The following is a 14,946-nucleotide window of genomic DNA, read 5'->3' on the forward strand; positions in this document are numbered from 1 at the left end:
AAACAAGGGGCAGATGAGGTCTTCTTGTGAAGTCGAGTGCAGTTCATAGGACTGGATGCTGCATCTGCTGTTGGCTTTGCGGTACACTAGATGGGTGTGCCTTTTTTGTTGAAAGGCAGTAGTAGCAAGGGGAAAGGAAATACGATGAATCTAAGACAACTTGCTCCAGAGGACAAGACGGCCCTTTGTGGGATCCTTAATGTTACCCCAGATTCCTTTTCGGATGGGGGCAAATATAATACGGTGGAAAAGGCTCTGGAGCAGGCACACAAGATGATAGCTCAGGGAGCTCATTTGGTAGACATCGGTGGCGAGTCGACTCGTCCAGGCAGCCATTTTGTGGATATTGATATTGAGGCAGAGATAGGTCGTGTGGTGCCAGTCATTGAGGCTCTTCGTCGGGAGACTGATATCCTCATTTCTGTAGATACTTGGAAGGCACCAGTTGCAGAAGCAGCTTTGGCCGCTGGAGCCAATATCCTCAATGACATCACGGGACTCTTGGGTGATGAGAGAATGGCAGTTGTGGCTGCCAAGGCTGGAGCGCCAGTTATCGCCATGTTCAATCCAGTCATGGCTCGGCCCCAACATGCTAGCTCGAAAATCTTTCCGACTTTTGGCTTTGAGGCCGCTTTTACGGAGTCAGAATTAGCGGATTTCGAACAGCTGGGTATTCAGGCACTCATGTGGGCATTTTTTGAAAAGACACTGGCAAGAGCTGAGGAAGCTGGGATGGAGCGGGAGCAAATCATGCTAGATCCAGGGATTGGTTTTGGCTTGACCAAACGGGAAAATCTCTTGCTCTTACAGGAGTTGGATAGCATTCATCAGGCTGGCTTTCCTATTTTTCTGGGTGTCTCTCGTAAGCGCTTTTTGGTCAATATCTTGGAGGAAAATGGTTTTGAGACTGACCCAGAGACGGCAACTGGTTTTCAAAACAGAGACCTGGCTTCAGCTCATTTGACCAGCATTGCAGCTAGTCAAGGTGTTGAGGCTGTCCGAGTGCATGATGTGGGAGTTCACCGGATGGCAGCAGAGATTGGCGATGCTATTCGACTGGCTCAGAAAATGGAAGATCTAAATTTACGGCAGTATAAGTGACTATGATAAAAGAAGAATTGCCAGATTTAAGCTGGCTGGAAGCCTATCGGACGGATAGTCCTAATTTTGGCTTGGAGCGGATGGAGCGGATGCTGGCGCTGCGGGGAAATCCTCATTTGCAGCTGTCAGTGATTCATATAGGGGGGACCAACGGGAAGGGCTCAACCATTGCCCACCTGCGTCAACTCTTGGAAATGCAAGGCCTGCGTGTAGGGACCTTTACTTCCCCCTATCTGATCAGTTACAATGAACAAATCGCCATCAATGGTCGGTCTATTCCCAATCAAGATTTGTCGCGCCTGCTAGAGACTTATCGAGCTCTCTTTGAAGAGCAAGAGAATGATGAGGTTTTGCAGGGAGTGACTGAGTTTGAAATCATGACGGCTTTGGCCTATGATTATTTGGCTCAGGAGCGGGTCGATGTGGCCATTATGGAGGTTGGCATGGGCGGCCTCTTAGACAGTACCAATGTCTGCCGACCTGATCTGACAGCCATTACGACTATTGGCTTAGATCATGTGGCTCTGCTGGGGCATTCCCTGGCAGCGATTGCCGAGCAGAAGGCTGGGATTGTCAAGCCAAATGTGCCCTTGGTGACTGGATGGATTGAGCCAGAAGCTCTAGCGGTCATCGAGGACAAGGCTCATCAAAAGCAAGCGCCTCACTATGTTTATGGGCAGTCTTATCAAGTTCAGAGCTTGGGCGGGACTGACTCAGGAGAACATTTTAGCTTTTCCAATGCCTATCGGGAGGCGGAGCCTTACCTGACGCTTCTGTTGGGGCAGCATCAGGTAGATAATGCTGGTTTAGCGATTCAGCTCTGTGACCTCTATTGTCAGAGCAAACAGCTACCGCTGTTAACAAAAGAGCAAGTTGGCGCAGCTTTATTGGCGACAAGCTGGCCTGGGCGGATGGAGCAGATTTCGCACCAGCCTCGTATTTTGCTTGATGGCGCCCACAATCCACATGCCATGGAGAGGTTGACGAGGACCTTGAGCCAGCATTATCCAAACTTGGATAAGAAAATCCTTTTCAGCTGTATCCAGACCAAGTCTCTGGAGGAAATGGTGGGTCAGCTTAAGCAGGTGCCTAAGAGTCAGCTAATTTTGACCAGTTTTGCGGATCTACGGAGCTTTTCCAAAGAAAAAATGGAGTCGCTGGCCTGTGAGCAAGGCTTGGACTATGCTGATTGGCAGGGATTTTTAGAGGCTTATTTGAGAGCTGAGCATAGGGATGATGAGCTCTTGCTGATTACGGGCTCCCTTTATTTCCTGGCTCAGGTCAGGGCCTATATCATTGACAAAGAAAAAGAATCTAGGAGTGAATATGGACACGAAGAAAATTGAAGCAGCTGTTGCCCAGATTATTGAGGCGGTTGGAGAAGACGGAAACCGCGAAGGTTTGCAGGAGACGCCGCAGCGCATTGCTAAAATGTACCAGGAAATCTTTGCTGGGCTAGGTGAGACGGCTGAGGAGCATCTGGCCAAGTCTTTTGAAATCATTGACAATAATATGGTAGTGGAGAAGGATATTTTCTTTCATTCCATGTGTGAGCACCACTTTCTGCCATTTTACGGGAAGGTTCACATCGCCTATGTGCCTAATGGTCGGGTAGCAGGCCTGTCCAAGCTGGCCCGAACAGTAGAGGTCTATGCCAAGAAACCGCAGATTCAAGAGCGATTGACCGTAGAGATTGCTGAGGCCTTGATGGACTATCTGGGTGCTCAAGGTGCCCTGGTCTGGGTGGAAGCTGAGCATATGTGTATGAATATGCGCGGAGTCAGAAAGCCTGGCACTGCAACGGTTACTACAGCGGCGCGCGGCGTTTTAGCGACGGACAAGGACCTGAAAAATGAAGCTTACAAACTGATGGGGCATTGATTTTATCAGTGGTGGAGCAAGTCAGGAAGGGCTAGATAGTTTTATCAAGGATGAATGCAGAAACTTGAATCAGAAAGGATAAGAAAATGGATCAGCTGCGCATTAAGGATTTGGAAGTGTATGCCTATCACGGTCTGTTTGGAGCAGAGAAGGAATTGGGCCAGCGTTTTGTGCTGGATCTGATTTTGGACTATGATATGACTCGGGCTGCTAAAACAGGCGACCTGACAGCTTCTATCCACTATGGAGAATTAGCTCAGGATTTGACCCACTGGTGTCAGGAAAGCAAGGAAGACTTGATTGAGACGCTGGCTTACAAGCTGATTGATCGGATTTTTCTGACTCACCCTTTAGTACAGAAGGTCAGCTTGGAGGTCAAAAAGCCTTGGGCACCGGTTCCGCTGCCTTTAGAGACCTGCTCAGTCAAGCTAGTGCGCCAAAAGCGGAAAGCCTTTATCGCTCTGGGCAGCAATCAAGGCAGCCCAGCTGCCAATCTGGATGCAGCTCTGGAAAAAATGGCAGAGCAAAATATAAGAATTTTGCAGGCATCAAGCCGCATTGAGACAGAGCCTTGGGGTGGCGTTGAGCAGGATCCGTTTCTCAATCAAGTTGTTGAAGTTGAAACCTGGCTCAATCCTGAGGAATTAATGCAGACGCTCTTAGCTATCGAAGCGGATTTAGGGCGCGTGCGGGAGATCAAATGGGGACCTCGTGTGATTGATCTGGATATCCTTTACATAGGACAAGAAGAGTTATATAGTCCAGATTTGATTGTTCCTCATCCTTATGTGGCTGAGCGAGCTTTTGTCCTGCAATCTCTGGTGGAAATCGCGCCACACTTTGTCGATCCCGTGCAGAAAAAAAGCATCCGCCAGCTCTGGGATGAGGTTGAAAAATGAGAAAAGAAACTTGTCGCAAGGCAAGTTTTTTTATTGTCTGAACTTTCTCTGAACTTGCCCCTGTATACTAAAGAAAAAACAAAAGGAGTTCAGTATGGAACATATAGTGAAAATAGAAGGAGTCTGCAAGAAGCATGGCAGCAAGCAGATTTTAGAAGATATTTCTTTTACAGCTAGAAGCAGTCGGATTACAGCTTTTCTGGGCCCAAATGGTGCAGGGAAAAGTTCGACCTTGAGGATTCTCTTGGGGTTAGATCGGGCGACAGCAGGAACTGCGACTTTTGATGGGCAAACCTATCAGTCAATGACCTACCCGCTCAGAACAGTAGGTGCAGCCTTTGACGGCATTGGCGGTCTGCCAAATCGAAAGGTCTATGACCACCTGCGGATTATTGCGGCGAGCAATGCTATTCCCAAGTCTCGGATCGATGAGGTTTTAGAGATGACTGGAATCGTTCATAAGAGGAAGGACCTCTTATCAAGCCTGTCTCTGGGGGAAGGTCAGCGGCTGGGTTTGGCAGCAGCTTTGCTGGGTGATCCTCAGTTTCTTATATTAGACGAGCCGACCAATGGACTAGATCCAAGCGGGATTAAGTGGTTTAGAAAGTTCATCCGTCAGCAGGCTGATTTAGGGAAAACGGTACTTCTATCTTCTCATATCCTATCAGAGGTGCAAATGGTGACAGATGATGTCGTCTTGATTCATCATGGGCGAATTATTGAGCAGGGACGATTGGAAGAGGTGCTGCAAGATTCAGACAGTCTAGAAGATCTCTTCTTTGATTTGACAGAGGAGGTTTAAGATGAAAGAAACGATGTCCTTATTGCATTCAGAATGGTTGAAAATCAGTTCAACCAAGGCTTTCAAAGTGAGTATGGCCTTTATGCTGCTCTTGGTGCCTGCCGTATCTTGGCTGGAGGGGCGACAGTATTTATCTATTGGCTTGGATGCCACACCTGAGACGGTTCCCGGCCTGGCAGAAGCCATTGACCCGTTGGAATATCTAGGCCTCAATGGGGCTTCTATGGCGGGTATGGTTTTGGTCATTTTAGCTGGAATTTTGGGAGCTATGGAATTTCAGTCTCATAGCTTGAGAACCAGCCTCTTGTCCTGTAATAACCGCCTGAAGTTGCTTGTGGAGAAACTCATGACCTTTGCTTGCTTTTCTCTTGCCAGTAGCTTTTTATCAATTTACTTTAGTTATATGGTCATGCATCTTGCTTTAGGAAAGGAAGGGCTTGATCCGATTCTGCTCAATCAGGCAGCTTGGAGTCTGATTTTGTGGAAAACCTTATCTCTAACCCTATTGGGAATCCTTTCATTTTTGTTAGGTTTATTGGCTCGGACCATGCTAGTTCCTCTGCTTTTTCTCGTGCCACAGATCTATAATCTGGGAAACTATCTGGCAGTTCACACGAGTTGGGGAGCTTATCTACCACAGCCAGCAGGAGAGTTGTTTACTGCAACGCCAACTTCCCAATATGCCAACAATCCCTTGCAAGGACTATTGATACTTGGTGCATGGTTACTAGTCATCGGCGGCATGACCTCTCTGCGCTTTTTGAAGACGGATTTAGGAGGGCGATACTGATGATAAAAGCTCTACTTAGAAGCGAATGGATTAAGTTCCGTTCTTACTATCTCGCTCTTGGTGCAGCCTTGGTGGCTCTGGTAATCGTTCCATTTTTTCTGATGAATCTTGACTACAGTCAAACAGCAGTTGGCCAGACAAAGGCTCTGAGTGAGGCTTTGCATGCCCTCTATCTGGCACAGCCTGTCATCGTTATCTTTACTTCCCTCTATTTTGCCCAGGAGTTTGTCAAGTCTGGGATGCGAACGAATTTTCTAACTGTATCAAATAGAAAGGCTTGGTTGGCTGGGAAAATCCTTTTTCTGTTCTTGCTGCTCTTGGTTCTCTATAGTGTCATTATAAGTAGCTGTTTCTTTGTTATGCTGGCTCGATTTGACCTAGACTTTAGCTGGTCCTTGCTGGGGAAATTCCTCTATTACAGCTCTTTTGGTCTTCTCAGTAATCTTTTTCTGGCTTTTTTAGCAGCTGGACTCGCTTTGCTCTTTCAATCTTGGGTTGTACCGGTATCGATACTCTTTCCTCTCTTGATTGGTCTCAGTCGTTTATTGGCAACTTTCATCAAGGAAGCAAAATACCTGCCCGATCTGGCTACCTTAAATCTTTTTGAGTATGAAGGGCTTCAGCATTCACTAGACCTATCAGGGCTGGGGATACAGCTGTTATGGTTAGCTTTGGTTTGGAGCTCTGCTATATTCTTAACCTTGAAACGAGATGTTCGCTAGAGGTATGCTATAATGGAAATCATGAGACAGTATCGTATTTTGGTAGTTGATGACGACCGGAGCATTTTGAAGCTGGTGAAAAACGTCCTAGAGCTCGATGCTTATGATGTGACGACGCTTGATCGGATAGAGGAGCTAGAGCTGACGCATTTTGTCGGATATGACTTGATTCTGCTGGATGTGATGATGGAGCCTGTTAATGGTTTTGAGCTGTGTTCCTACATTCGTCCTCATCTTTCGTGTCCCATCATCTTTTTGACGGCTAAGGAGTTAGAGGTGGACAAGGTGGAAGGGCTCTTTCGCGGAGCAGATGACTATATTGTCAAGCCTTTTGGGACCAAAGAATTGCTGGCGCGTGTTAGAGCTCATCTTCGGCGGGAGGAAAGGCGTGAGGAGCGCTATTCTGAAATTGCTTCTTGTCAATTTTATCCAGAGCGCTATGAAGTTGCCTGTTTTGGTAAAGTCTTGAAATTTTCAGAGCGAGAGTTTAAGTTGCTGCATTTACTAGCTAGCAATCCCAAGCAGACCTTCTCAGCTGAACGCCTGCATACCTTACTCTACCCAGAAAGCTCAGAAACACAGCTTCGCTCCATCTCAGAATACGTATATCAGATTCGTCAAAAATGCAAACAAGAAGGGCTGCAAGCAATCGCAACAGTGAGAGGAGTAGGCTATAGATGGCAATTAGAACCCGAAATTTCAAAAGCCTAGTCTGGACAACCAGTTTAAAAATCGTCTTTTTTCATGTTTTGATTTTTGTGCTTATAGGCTATGAATTTACACAAGGCAGCGATTATGCCCTTTTCACCTTGTTCTTTTGGGCAGGGAGCTTGCTGCTGATTACTTTTTATCATATTTTGAAATTGCTCCGAAAAATCGACAGGGAAATAAAAATGCTAACGAGCGAGAAGCTTTTAGAAGAAAATCAAAGCCAGCTTTTTCGGATTGAGGAAATGCTAGAAGTCTATAGCGATTTACGGAGCAGCCACCAAGAAAATGCTCGTCTTCTAGAAAGAGAGCAGCAGCATAATCAGGAGTTGATTTTACAGTTATCAGCGACATCGCACGATTTGAAGACGCCCCTAACTGTGATTAAGGGGAATGCTGAGCTCTTGGAGTTGGCGCAGTTGGACCAGCCACAGGCAGACTATGCTGCTGAGATTTTGCAGGCTAGTCACAAGATGGAAGAGTATTGTGGATCTTTGATTGATTATGCTAAGACTTTTCAGATTGATGCTAATCAGTTCAGTCAGCTTTCCTTAGGTGACTTTTTGGCTGATCTCCAGGACGACTGGGCACTGTTCAGCAAACAGGAAAGCTATCGTTTTTATCTCCAAGAAGATTGTGAGCTTAATCTGATTTTGTCGATTCATTTGGACTATCTCAAGCGAGCTTTGCTCAATATTTTACTAAATGCGCTTGAACATGCTGACCAAGACCAAAAAGAAGTCAAGCTGACGGTATCAGTGCAGCAGGACCAGTTGGTTTTTGTTATCTGGAACAATGGCCCTGCATTTTCAGAGGAGATGCTGCTGGGAGCGGAACAGCTCTTTTACCAGAGTGACCAAAGCCGCAATTCAGCTAATCCCCATCATGGTATTGGCTTAGCCTTTTCTAAGCAGGTCGCTCTCTTGCATGGTGGTCGTCTGACCCTGCTCAATCCAGACCAAGGAGGAGCTTGTGTCGAGTTGACTGTGGCTTTAAAAAGCAAATAACAAAGGAAATCAAGCAAGATGATAAAAGAGAGTGGGACAGAAATCGGTAATTCGTTAGAATTCGATTTCGTCGTCCCACCTCCGCACAGTTGAGTAGGGCTGTAAAAGCTGATGAAATCAGCGTAGTAGAGCCCGCTCAACCACTGCGTCTTGCTCGACGATCCAAAGATAATTGAGAGGCTAGGACTTTTGTCCCAGCCTCTTTTTTGCCGCTTTCTTCTTGACAAAATATGTAAAGGAGACTATACTATATTTGAAAAGTAAAGCTTGTTTTACCTTATGGAAAGGAGGCAGCCTTGGAAAATCGAATTCAAGAATTACGAAAAAGAAAAAAGCTCAGCCAGGAGGAGCTGGCTGAGAAGCTAGAAGTTACGAGACAAACGATTATTTCTTTGGAAAAAGGCCGCTATAATGCCTCGTTGCTTTTGGCTCATAAAATTGCATCCTTTTTCAATTTAAGGATTGAAGAAGTGTTTCTCTTTGAGGAGGATGAATCATGAAATGGACTTATTTGTCTAAATGGATATTGGCTATTTTGGTGGTTGTTGGCTTATCTTATCTCCATTTGCAAGCCAATTTTATACCTAAGGAAATCCTGCCTTTTGTGGGAATGTTCCTGATTGTGGTGATGTTGAAAACTTTTCAAGCGTATGAAAAATAGGGGGCTGACATGGAAATAGTAACTAAACAAGAATTTCGGAAAAAACTTCAAAGGAAGGTTATCATAGGCCGCATCCTAATCCTAGTCCTCTGGCTGGGGTTGGGATGGAGCTACATTCATTCTCTGGATGATTTACAGGAAGGCATTATGGTTGGTCTGCTTCTGGGGCTTTCCTTGATGGTTCTACGTTATAACCTTGCCTTGAAACGGGAGGAAGCTTTTAATAGGCTCTACATTCAGGTGACGGATGAGCGTAATCGGATGATTGACGAAAAGACTCGCACTCTGCTCTTTGATATCCTTTTGCTGTTGGCAGCAGGACTGAGCCTTCTGTCTATGGTTTTTCCAATCATCTTAAGTCTCAATCAGTTTCTGACCTTGACCATTATTCTGGTCTTGGGACTTTACTATCTCTTGCGTTTTCTCCTGTCCAAGCGCTATTAACAAAAAAAGCTGGCAGAGCCAGCTTTCTCAACAAGCTTTTAACAGAGCTTGTTTTTATTTTCTATAAAGTCGATCATACTGATGAACAGGATCCATGGTTACATGGATGCCGAGTTTGCGCAGGACATTTTTGTCTTCATCTGTCAGCATTACGGTTGAATGAGCTTCGCTGCCCTTGAGATTTCCAAGCTCTTGCATGGCCTGTGCAGCGTCTTGATTTTCCATGGCTGTGATTGCCAGAGCCATTAGGATTTCATTTGAGTGGAGGCGCGGATTGCGGCTGCCCAAATGATTGATTTTCAGACCTTGGATTGGTTTGACATACTCAGGCTCGATCAGCTTGGTCTCTTTGGCAATATTGGCTAATTTTTTAATGGCATTAATCAAGACAGCAGCCGTAGGACCAAAGAGCTCAGAGGTCTTACCGGTTACTATTTCGCCATTTGGCAATTCCAAAGCAAGAGCTGGCTCACCAGTGCTTTCAGCCTTGGCACGCGCAGCAACGGTTACTTTACGATCCAGCGGTGTGATGCCCAAGTCATTCATCAAGAGTTCGATTTTCTTGATAGCAGATTCAGAAACGCGCTCCGCCTTGAAGTCTAGAATTGTCTGGTAGTAGCGGCGGATGATTTCCTGTTGGGAAGCCTCGATAGCCGCATCATTATCTACAATGGCAAATCCGACCATGTTGACGCCCATGTCTGTTGGAGAAGCATAAGGTGATTTTCCAAGGATGCGCTCCAGCATACGCTTGAGGACTGGGAAAATTTCGATATCACGGTTGTAGTTGACAGTGGTTTCGCCGTAGGTTTGCAGGTGGAAAGGGTCAATCATGTTGACATCGTCCAGGTCTGCCGTCGCTGCCTCGTAAGCTAGATTGACCGGATGGTGCAGGGGCAGATTCCAAACTGGGAAGGTCTCAAACTTGGCATAGCCTGATTTGATGCCATTGATTTGGTCGTGGTACATATTGGACAAGCAAGTAGCTAATTTACCAGAACCAGGACCAGGCGCAGTCACTACGACCAGATTTCGACTGGTCTTAATATAGTCGTTTTTCCCCATTCCCTCAGGTGAGATAATATGATCCATGTCGGTCGGATAGCCCTTGATTGGATAGTGGATATAGGAGTCAATTCCATTCTTTTCTAGCTGAGCGCGGAAGAGATCAGCTGCTGGCTGGCCGGAATACTGAGTGATGACCACTGAGCCCACATAAATATCCAGCTCATTAAAGGTATCGATTAGGCGCAGCACTTCTTGGTCATAGGAAATACCCAAGTCCCCACGTGCTTTAGAGTGTTCGATGTTATTGGCATTGATAGCAATGACAATTTCCACTTGGTCCTTGAGCTCTTTGAGCAGTCTAATTTTATTGTCCGGCTCATAACCTGGTAGGACGCGGGCAGCATGGAAGTCTTCCAGCATTTTACCGCCGAATTCCATGTACAATTTGCCCTCAAATTGATTAATGCGCTCCAAGATATGGTCGCGCTGCAGGTTTAAGTATTTTTCTGAATCAAAAGCAATTTTTTTCATGTATAGTTTCACCTCTGCTAAGCATTATAACAAAATTTTCTTCAAATTGGAAAATTAAAAGAGATTATATTAGATAAAATAGATAGCAGCCCGAATGAAGAACGGGCTGCTTCTCGAAATTAGTAGTTGGTAATCGTGTCCACGGTTGAGCGATCCAGTTTTTTGACCAGCGCTTGCAGGAAGGCTTGGGCTTGTAGGAAGTCGTCCATGGCATAGAGAGTTTGATGGGAATGAATGTAGCGGGCACAGACACCAATGGTGGTAGATGGTACGCCGCCGCTTTGGAGGTGGGCGGCACCAGCATCCGTTCCGCCCTTGCCGCAGTAATATTGATACTTGATGCCAGCTTCTTCTGCGGTTGTCAGGAGGAAGTCCTTCATAGCTGGCAGCATGAGATGACCGGGATCAAAGAAACGAATAAGCGTTCCGTCGCCGATGGCTCCTTGACCGCCATAGATGTCACCTGCTGGGGAGCAGTCCACAGCTAGAAAGACCTCAGGAGCAAATTTTGTCGTTGAAGCATGGGCACCACGCAGGCCAACTTCTTCTTGAACATTGGCGCCGACATAGAGTTGGCTGCCTAGTTTTTGACCAGACAAGGCTTGAGCCAATTCGCTGACCATAAGGACGCCGTAGCGGTTGTCCCAGGCTTTAGAGATGACATTTTTACCGTTAGCTGTGAGAATGGCAGAGCTGTCTGGCACGATCGTGTCTCCTGGACGGATGCCGTAGCTTTCAGCTTCTGCCTTATCTGCAAAGCCCCCGTCAAAGACAATGTCCGCAACCTGTGGCATAACTGGTCCGCCAGAACCGCGTGTCAGATGAGGAGGGACAGAGCCTGAGATGACAGGGATTTCTCGCCCTTCGCGGGTAAAGAGTTTGAAGCGTTGGCTGCTCACGACTAGCGGATTCCAGCCACCGATTTCTACTACACGGAAAGTCCCGTCGGGCTTGATCTCGCTGACCATGAAGCCAACCTCGTCCATGTGAGCCGCAACCAGAACGCGGGGAGCATTTTCAGCTTGGGAATGCCGAACCCCGAAGATGCCGCCTAGACCGTCGGTAACGACTTCATCGACGTGAGGAGTGATTTTTTCTCGCAGATAGCTGCGGACGGGTGCCTCGTGACCGGAGATTGCTGAGAGCTCGGTCACTTCCTTGATTTTTGAAAATAAATCAGACATAAGTTTACCTTCTTTCTGATTCTATTTTATCACTTTTTTAGAGGGAAGAACAGGATGAACTAAAAGAAGCTGAGAAATCTGTAATATTGTTTGTCGCCTCTGCGCTTTTGTGTTAAAATATTCTACATGAAAGCTAAAAAAATCATTTTAACGACAACCGCTCTTTTGGGAGTGGGAGCCGTGGCCTTTGGAGCTGCCAAAGTCGTACAGGAACAGAAAAGACTGCGCAGTAGAGAAGAGATTGTTCGGGTCGTGCGGGAATTTTTTGCCAGCCGAGGACCGATTGCAACAGTCTATGTGGAACTTTATGAATCAAGCGACAGCCGCACTGTTGGAGGAGTTGTCCTAGAAGATGACCGTCATTTCACCTTCGTATATGAGAATGGTCAGCTGACCTATGAGGAAGAGTGATGATTCGGCCGCAAAGTATGGAGGAGCTAGCTTCTTATGTGGATCATAAGGGGAAGACTGTCTTCTTTTTCACAGCAGATTGGTGCGGAGATTGTCGTTTCATCAAGCCTTTTCTGCCAGAGATAGAAGCGGAGAATCCTGACTTCACCTTTGTCGAGGTGGATCGGGATCGGTATATGGCTGTGGCCCAAAAATGGGACTTTTACGGGATTCCTAGTCTGATTGTCGTGGAAGATGGCCGAGAGATTGGTCGCTATGTCAATCGCGACCGCAAGACCAAGAGTCAAATCAATGATTTTTTAGCGAGTTTATAAGAAGTTTTAAAAGTATTTTTGGAGGAAGAAATGATTTTCACATATAACAAAGAGCATGTCGGAGATGTTCTGATGGTCATCGCTGCTGATAATCAGGGAGCTAAGTTGGCTGCTGAGCGCAAGGGAAATGTTGCGCGTGTTTACCGCGAAGATAATGGACTGACAGTGGCATGGAACATTTTTGAACTGTCAGACCTTTTTGAAATTGCAGAGCGCGGACAAGTTCAGCTGACGGATGAGCAGGTTGCGACTCTCAATCAAGAATTGACCAAAGAAGGCTTCCAAGCGGAGCTGGTTAACGACCGTGATCCTAAGTTTGTTGTGGGGGAAATCCTTGAGATGGTGGCCCATCCTGACAGTGACCACCTCAATATTTGTCAAGTGCAGGTGGCAGCTGATCGGACGGTTCAAATCGTGGCTGGAGCTCCGAATGCTCGTGTTGGTCTCAAGACGATCGTGGCTTTGCCTGGTGCTATGATGCCGAAGGGCAATCTCATCTTTCCAGGAGAACTCCGTGGCGAAAAGAGTTTTGGTATGATGTGCAGCCCACGGGAACTCCAGTTGCCAAATGCGCCGCAGAAACGTGGTATCATTGAATTGGCGGATAGTGAAACGGTCGGAACGGCCTTTGATCCAGCTAAACACTGGACTGCCTAGGAAATTGTCAGTATTTGATAGACCAGATAGAGGGGGATAAGATGGCAAAAAATGTAGTGATTACAGGAGCGACATCTGGAATCGGTGAAGCCATTGCGCGAGCTTATCTGGAGCAGGGGGAGAATGTCGTTCTAACAGGGCGACGGACAGACAGACTGGAAGCCCTCAAATCAGAGTTTGCAGTAACCTATCCAAATCAAACAGTTTGGACTTTTCCACTGGATGTCACGGATATGGCTATGGTCAAGACTGTCTGCTCCGATATTTTGGAAACGATAAGGCAGATTGATATTTTGGTCAATAACGCTGGACTAGCTCTTGGCTTGGCTCCCTATCAAGACTATGAAGAATTGGATATGCTGACCATGTTGGATACCAATGTCAAAGGTTTGATGGCAGTCACTCGCTGTTTCTTGCCTTCTATGGTAGCAGCCAATCAAGGTCATATTATCAACATGGGATCAACCGCAGGAATCTATGCCTATGCAGGTGCAGCTGTCTATTCAGCCACCAAGGCAGCAGTTAAGACTTTTTCAGATGGACTGCGAATTGATACCATCGCAACGGACATCAAGGTGACAACTATTCAGCCTGGAATTGTCGAAACAGATTTTTCTAGAGTACGTTTCCACGGTGATAAAGAGATGGCGGCGACGGTCTATCAGGGAATTGAGGCCTTGCAAGCTCAGGATATCGCAGACACGGTTGTTTATGTGACCAGTCAGCCCCGTCGTGTTCAGATTACAGATATGACCATTATGGCCAATCAACAGGCGACAGGTTTCATGGTTCATAAAAAGTAAAAAATTTCTGAGAAAAGTTACAAATTTTTGTAACTTTTTTTTGATTCCCTGCGAATAGATAAGTAGGAGGAAGAAAATATGTATAATAAAGTCATCATCATTGGCCGGTTGACGGCTACACCAGAGCTACACAAGACAGCAAATGACAAGTCGGTCGCGCGTGCGACAGTGGCGGTGAATCGCCGGTATAAGAGCCAAAATGGAGAGCGTGAAGCGGATTTTATTAACCTTGTTGTCTGGGGGCGCTTGGCTGAAACCTTGGCAAGTTACGCTAGCAAGGGGAGTTTGATTTCTCTGGATGGAGAATTGCGGAGTCGCCGCTATGAAAAGGATGGAACCACTCATTATGTGACAGAAGTTCTTTGCAGTGGTTTTCAGCTTTTAGAAAGCCGAGCTCAGAGAGCACTCCGTGAAAATAATACTGGAGCAGACCTAGCAGATTTGGTGCTGGAAGAGGAGGAACTCCCTTTTTAAAAGTGATTTTTCTGGTCTCGAGTGTTCATGATAAAAGAGAAGAAAGTTAGGAAAGTGTTCCTAACTTTTTTGGTTAAAGGGTAGGTGGAGAAATGAGCAACGGAAGTAGCATCAAGCTTTACAAAATTGTCAGGAAAAAGTGCTTTTATAAAGGAATTTTTATTGTTTTCCTATCTTAAATTTGGTATAATAAAGGCGAATCCGGAGGCAGGCTAGAAAGGAAAAAATCGGAAACGAAACAGCCGCTGATGGTCGCTTTGCACATTGCAGTTTGAAATAAGGAGAGGAGGTTTATCATGTCTTTGTCTACCTTATTTGAAGTATCAATAGCTATTTTGGGTGTGGCCTCTGCTGGTTACCTCATCTATGCCTATTATGAGTTTCTAAAAGATATAGCTCATATGGAGAAAGTACATCATTTTCATCACGGAGGTTGAGACAAAAGTGTCTCGGCCTCGCTTTTTATTAGAAAGAGATCCTTGAGGTTGCAGCTGCTTGCTCAATAGCCATCAATTGTTGTGCAGTTTTGCAGGGCTGGGACTGTTTATC

The 14,946-nt window shown here is 46.1% G+C and carries 20 protein-coding genes; 18 read left to right on the forward strand and 2 right to left on the reverse strand.

What is annotated here, in order from left to right; genetic code table 11:
- Nucleotides 1-144 precede the first annotated feature (144 nt).
- From folP to PAN94_RS07830, 12 genes are all read left to right on the forward strand, one after another.
- Complete coding sequence (folP, locus tag PAN94_RS07775) at nucleotides 145-1,101, forward strand: dihydropteroate synthase (RefSeq protein WP_285875381.1); 957 nt, start codon at nucleotides 145-147, stop codon at nucleotides 1,099-1,101.
- Between the two features lie 2 nt (nucleotides 1,102-1,103).
- Nucleotides 1,104-2,447, forward strand: a complete 1,344-nt coding sequence (locus PAN94_RS07780) for a bifunctional folylpolyglutamate synthase/dihydrofolate synthase (RefSeq protein WP_285875382.1) — start codon at nucleotides 1,104-1,106, stop codon at nucleotides 2,445-2,447.
- Complete coding sequence (folE, locus tag PAN94_RS07785) at nucleotides 2,428-2,982, forward strand: GTP cyclohydrolase I FolE (RefSeq protein WP_125383531.1); 555 nt, start codon at nucleotides 2,428-2,430, stop codon at nucleotides 2,980-2,982. The genes PAN94_RS07780 and folE overlap by 20 nt, the downstream gene beginning before the upstream one ends.
- A gap of 86 nt (nucleotides 2,983-3,068) precedes the next feature.
- Nucleotides 3,069-3,881 carry a 2-amino-4-hydroxy-6-hydroxymethyldihydropteridine diphosphokinase gene (gene folK / locus PAN94_RS07790; protein WP_285875383.1) on the forward strand — a complete coding sequence of 271 codons (813 nt, stop codon included), beginning with the start codon at nucleotides 3,069-3,071 and terminating at the stop codon, nucleotides 3,879-3,881.
- Nucleotides 3,882-3,975: 94 nt separating this feature from the next.
- A complete protein-coding gene (locus tag PAN94_RS07795; RefSeq protein WP_285875384.1) occupies nucleotides 3,976-4,683 on the forward strand; it encodes an ABC transporter ATP-binding protein in 708 nt (235 codons plus the stop codon).
- A gap of 1 nt (nucleotide 4,684) precedes the next feature.
- Nucleotides 4,685-5,473 (forward strand): lantibiotic ABC transporter permease, encoded by a 789-nt coding sequence (locus PAN94_RS07800; RefSeq protein ID WP_285875385.1) that lies wholly within the window; start codon nucleotides 4,685-4,687, stop codon nucleotides 5,471-5,473.
- A complete protein-coding gene (locus PAN94_RS07805) occupies nucleotides 5,473-6,195 on the forward strand; it encodes a lantibiotic ABC transporter permease (RefSeq protein ID WP_285875386.1) in 723 nt (240 codons plus the stop codon). The genes PAN94_RS07800 and PAN94_RS07805 overlap by 1 nt, the downstream gene beginning before the upstream one ends.
- A 12-nt stretch (nucleotides 6,196-6,207) precedes the next feature.
- On the forward strand, nucleotides 6,208-6,906 hold the full coding sequence (locus tag PAN94_RS07810) for a response regulator transcription factor (protein ID WP_285875387.1): 699 nt from the start codon (nucleotides 6,208-6,210) through the stop codon (nucleotides 6,904-6,906).
- On the forward strand, nucleotides 6,873-7,910 hold the full coding sequence (locus PAN94_RS07815) for a sensor histidine kinase (protein ID WP_285875388.1): 1,038 nt from the start codon (nucleotides 6,873-6,875) through the stop codon (nucleotides 7,908-7,910). Before PAN94_RS07810 ends, PAN94_RS07815 begins: the two co-directional genes overlap by 34 nt.
- A gap of 296 nt (nucleotides 7,911-8,206) precedes the next feature.
- Complete coding sequence (locus tag PAN94_RS07820; protein ID WP_002896748.1) at nucleotides 8,207-8,410, forward strand: helix-turn-helix transcriptional regulator; 204 nt, start codon at nucleotides 8,207-8,209, stop codon at nucleotides 8,408-8,410.
- The gene (locus PAN94_RS07825) at nucleotides 8,407-8,571 is read left to right on the forward strand and encodes a hypothetical protein (RefSeq protein ID WP_285875389.1); all 165 of its coding nucleotides are present in this window, start codon (nucleotides 8,407-8,409) and stop codon (nucleotides 8,569-8,571) included. The genes PAN94_RS07820 and PAN94_RS07825 overlap by 4 nt, the downstream gene beginning before the upstream one ends.
- A gap of 9 nt (nucleotides 8,572-8,580) precedes the next feature.
- Nucleotides 8,581-9,015 (forward strand): DUF2178 domain-containing protein, encoded by a 435-nt coding sequence (locus tag PAN94_RS07830; RefSeq protein ID WP_285875390.1) that lies wholly within the window; start codon nucleotides 8,581-8,583, stop codon nucleotides 9,013-9,015.
- Nucleotides 9,016-9,069: 54 nt separating this feature from the next.
- On the opposite strand, the gene PAN94_RS07835 is transcribed toward PAN94_RS07830, so the two are convergent.
- The gene (locus tag PAN94_RS07835; RefSeq protein WP_005591255.1) at nucleotides 9,070-10,554 is read right to left on the reverse strand and encodes a DUF1846 domain-containing protein; all 1,485 of its coding nucleotides are present in this window, start codon (nucleotides 10,552-10,554) and stop codon (nucleotides 9,070-9,072) included.
- A 119-nt stretch (nucleotides 10,555-10,673) separates the two neighbouring features.
- Nucleotides 10,674-11,738: a glutamyl aminopeptidase gene (gene pepA, locus PAN94_RS07840; RefSeq protein ID WP_285875391.1), complete on the reverse strand. Its 1,065-nt coding sequence runs from the start codon at nucleotides 11,736-11,738 to the stop codon at nucleotides 10,674-10,676.
- A 126-nt stretch (nucleotides 11,739-11,864) separates the two neighbouring features.
- On the opposite strand from pepA, the gene PAN94_RS07845 reads away from it, so the two are divergent.
- The 6 genes from PAN94_RS07845 (at nucleotide 11,865) to PAN94_RS07870 (ending at nucleotide 14,834) form a co-directional block, all read left to right on the forward strand.
- Complete coding sequence (locus PAN94_RS07845) at nucleotides 11,865-12,149, forward strand: DUF4651 domain-containing protein (protein WP_125406369.1); 285 nt, start codon at nucleotides 11,865-11,867, stop codon at nucleotides 12,147-12,149.
- Nucleotides 12,149-12,463, forward strand: a complete 315-nt coding sequence (locus PAN94_RS07850) for a thioredoxin family protein (RefSeq protein WP_285875392.1) — start codon at nucleotides 12,149-12,151, stop codon at nucleotides 12,461-12,463. Before PAN94_RS07845 ends, PAN94_RS07850 begins: the two co-directional genes overlap by 1 nt.
- 30 nt (nucleotides 12,464-12,493) lie before the next feature.
- A complete protein-coding gene (gene ytpR / locus PAN94_RS07855) occupies nucleotides 12,494-13,120 on the forward strand; it encodes a YtpR family tRNA-binding protein (protein ID WP_285875393.1) in 627 nt (208 codons plus the stop codon).
- Nucleotides 13,121-13,161: 41 nt separating this feature from the next.
- Nucleotides 13,162-13,923 (forward strand): SDR family NAD(P)-dependent oxidoreductase, encoded by a 762-nt coding sequence (locus PAN94_RS07860; protein WP_285875394.1) that lies wholly within the window; start codon nucleotides 13,162-13,164, stop codon nucleotides 13,921-13,923.
- A 78-nt stretch (nucleotides 13,924-14,001) separates the two neighbouring features.
- Nucleotides 14,002-14,397: a single-stranded DNA-binding protein gene (locus PAN94_RS07865; protein WP_015604291.1), complete on the forward strand. Its 396-nt coding sequence runs from the start codon at nucleotides 14,002-14,004 to the stop codon at nucleotides 14,395-14,397.
- A 296-nt stretch (nucleotides 14,398-14,693) separates the two neighbouring features.
- Nucleotides 14,694-14,834, forward strand: coding sequence for a hypothetical protein (locus PAN94_RS07870; protein WP_167320505.1), 141 nt, complete (start codon nucleotides 14,694-14,696; stop codon nucleotides 14,832-14,834).
- Nucleotides 14,835-14,946: the final 112 nt, after the last annotated feature.

Origin of the sequence: Streptococcus sp. SC1 (genome assembly GCF_030272855.1) — a bacterium.
Taxonomy (GTDB): Bacteria; Bacillota; Bacilli; order Lactobacillales; family Streptococcaceae; genus Streptococcus.

Coding starts and splice junctions, on each gene's coding strand:
- folP (WP_285875381.1), top strand. CDS start 145: ATGAATCTAAGACAACTTGCTCCAGAGGACAAGACGGCCCTTTGTGGG.
- PAN94_RS07780 (WP_285875382.1), top strand. CDS start 1,104: ATGATAAAAGAAGAATTGCCAGATTTAAGCTGGCTGGAAGCCTATCGG.
- folE (WP_125383531.1), top strand. CDS start 2,428: ATGGACACGAAGAAAATTGAAGCAGCTGTTGCCCAGATTATTGAGGCG.
- folK (WP_285875383.1), top strand. CDS start 3,069: ATGGATCAGCTGCGCATTAAGGATTTGGAAGTGTATGCCTATCACGGT.
- PAN94_RS07795 (WP_285875384.1), top strand. CDS start 3,976: ATGGAACATATAGTGAAAATAGAAGGAGTCTGCAAGAAGCATGGCAGC.
- PAN94_RS07800 (WP_285875385.1), top strand. CDS start 4,685: ATGAAAGAAACGATGTCCTTATTGCATTCAGAATGGTTGAAAATCAGT.
- PAN94_RS07805 (WP_285875386.1), top strand. CDS start 5,473: ATGATAAAAGCTCTACTTAGAAGCGAATGGATTAAGTTCCGTTCTTAC.
- PAN94_RS07810 (WP_285875387.1), top strand. CDS start 6,208: ATGGAAATCATGAGACAGTATCGTATTTTGGTAGTTGATGACGACCGG.
- PAN94_RS07815 (WP_285875388.1), top strand. CDS start 6,873: ATGGCAATTAGAACCCGAAATTTCAAAAGCCTAGTCTGGACAACCAGT.
- PAN94_RS07825 (WP_285875389.1), top strand. CDS start 8,407: ATGAAATGGACTTATTTGTCTAAATGGATATTGGCTATTTTGGTGGTT.
- PAN94_RS07830 (WP_285875390.1), top strand. CDS start 8,581: ATGGAAATAGTAACTAAACAAGAATTTCGGAAAAAACTTCAAAGGAAG.
- PAN94_RS07835 (WP_005591255.1), bottom strand. CDS start 10,554: ATGAAAAAAATTGCTTTTGATTCAGAAAAATACTTAAACCTGCAGCGC.
- pepA (WP_285875391.1), bottom strand. CDS start 11,738: ATGTCTGATTTATTTTCAAAAATCAAGGAAGTGACCGAGCTCTCAGCA.
- PAN94_RS07845 (WP_125406369.1), top strand. CDS start 11,865: ATGAAAGCTAAAAAAATCATTTTAACGACAACCGCTCTTTTGGGAGTG.
- PAN94_RS07850 (WP_285875392.1), top strand. CDS start 12,149: ATGATTCGGCCGCAAAGTATGGAGGAGCTAGCTTCTTATGTGGATCAT.
- ytpR (WP_285875393.1), top strand. CDS start 12,494: ATGATTTTCACATATAACAAAGAGCATGTCGGAGATGTTCTGATGGTC.
- PAN94_RS07860 (WP_285875394.1), top strand. CDS start 13,162: ATGGCAAAAAATGTAGTGATTACAGGAGCGACATCTGGAATCGGTGAA.
- PAN94_RS07865 (WP_015604291.1), top strand. CDS start 14,002: ATGTATAATAAAGTCATCATCATTGGCCGGTTGACGGCTACACCAGAG.
- PAN94_RS07870 (WP_167320505.1), top strand. CDS start 14,694: ATGTCTTTGTCTACCTTATTTGAAGTATCAATAGCTATTTTGGGTGTG.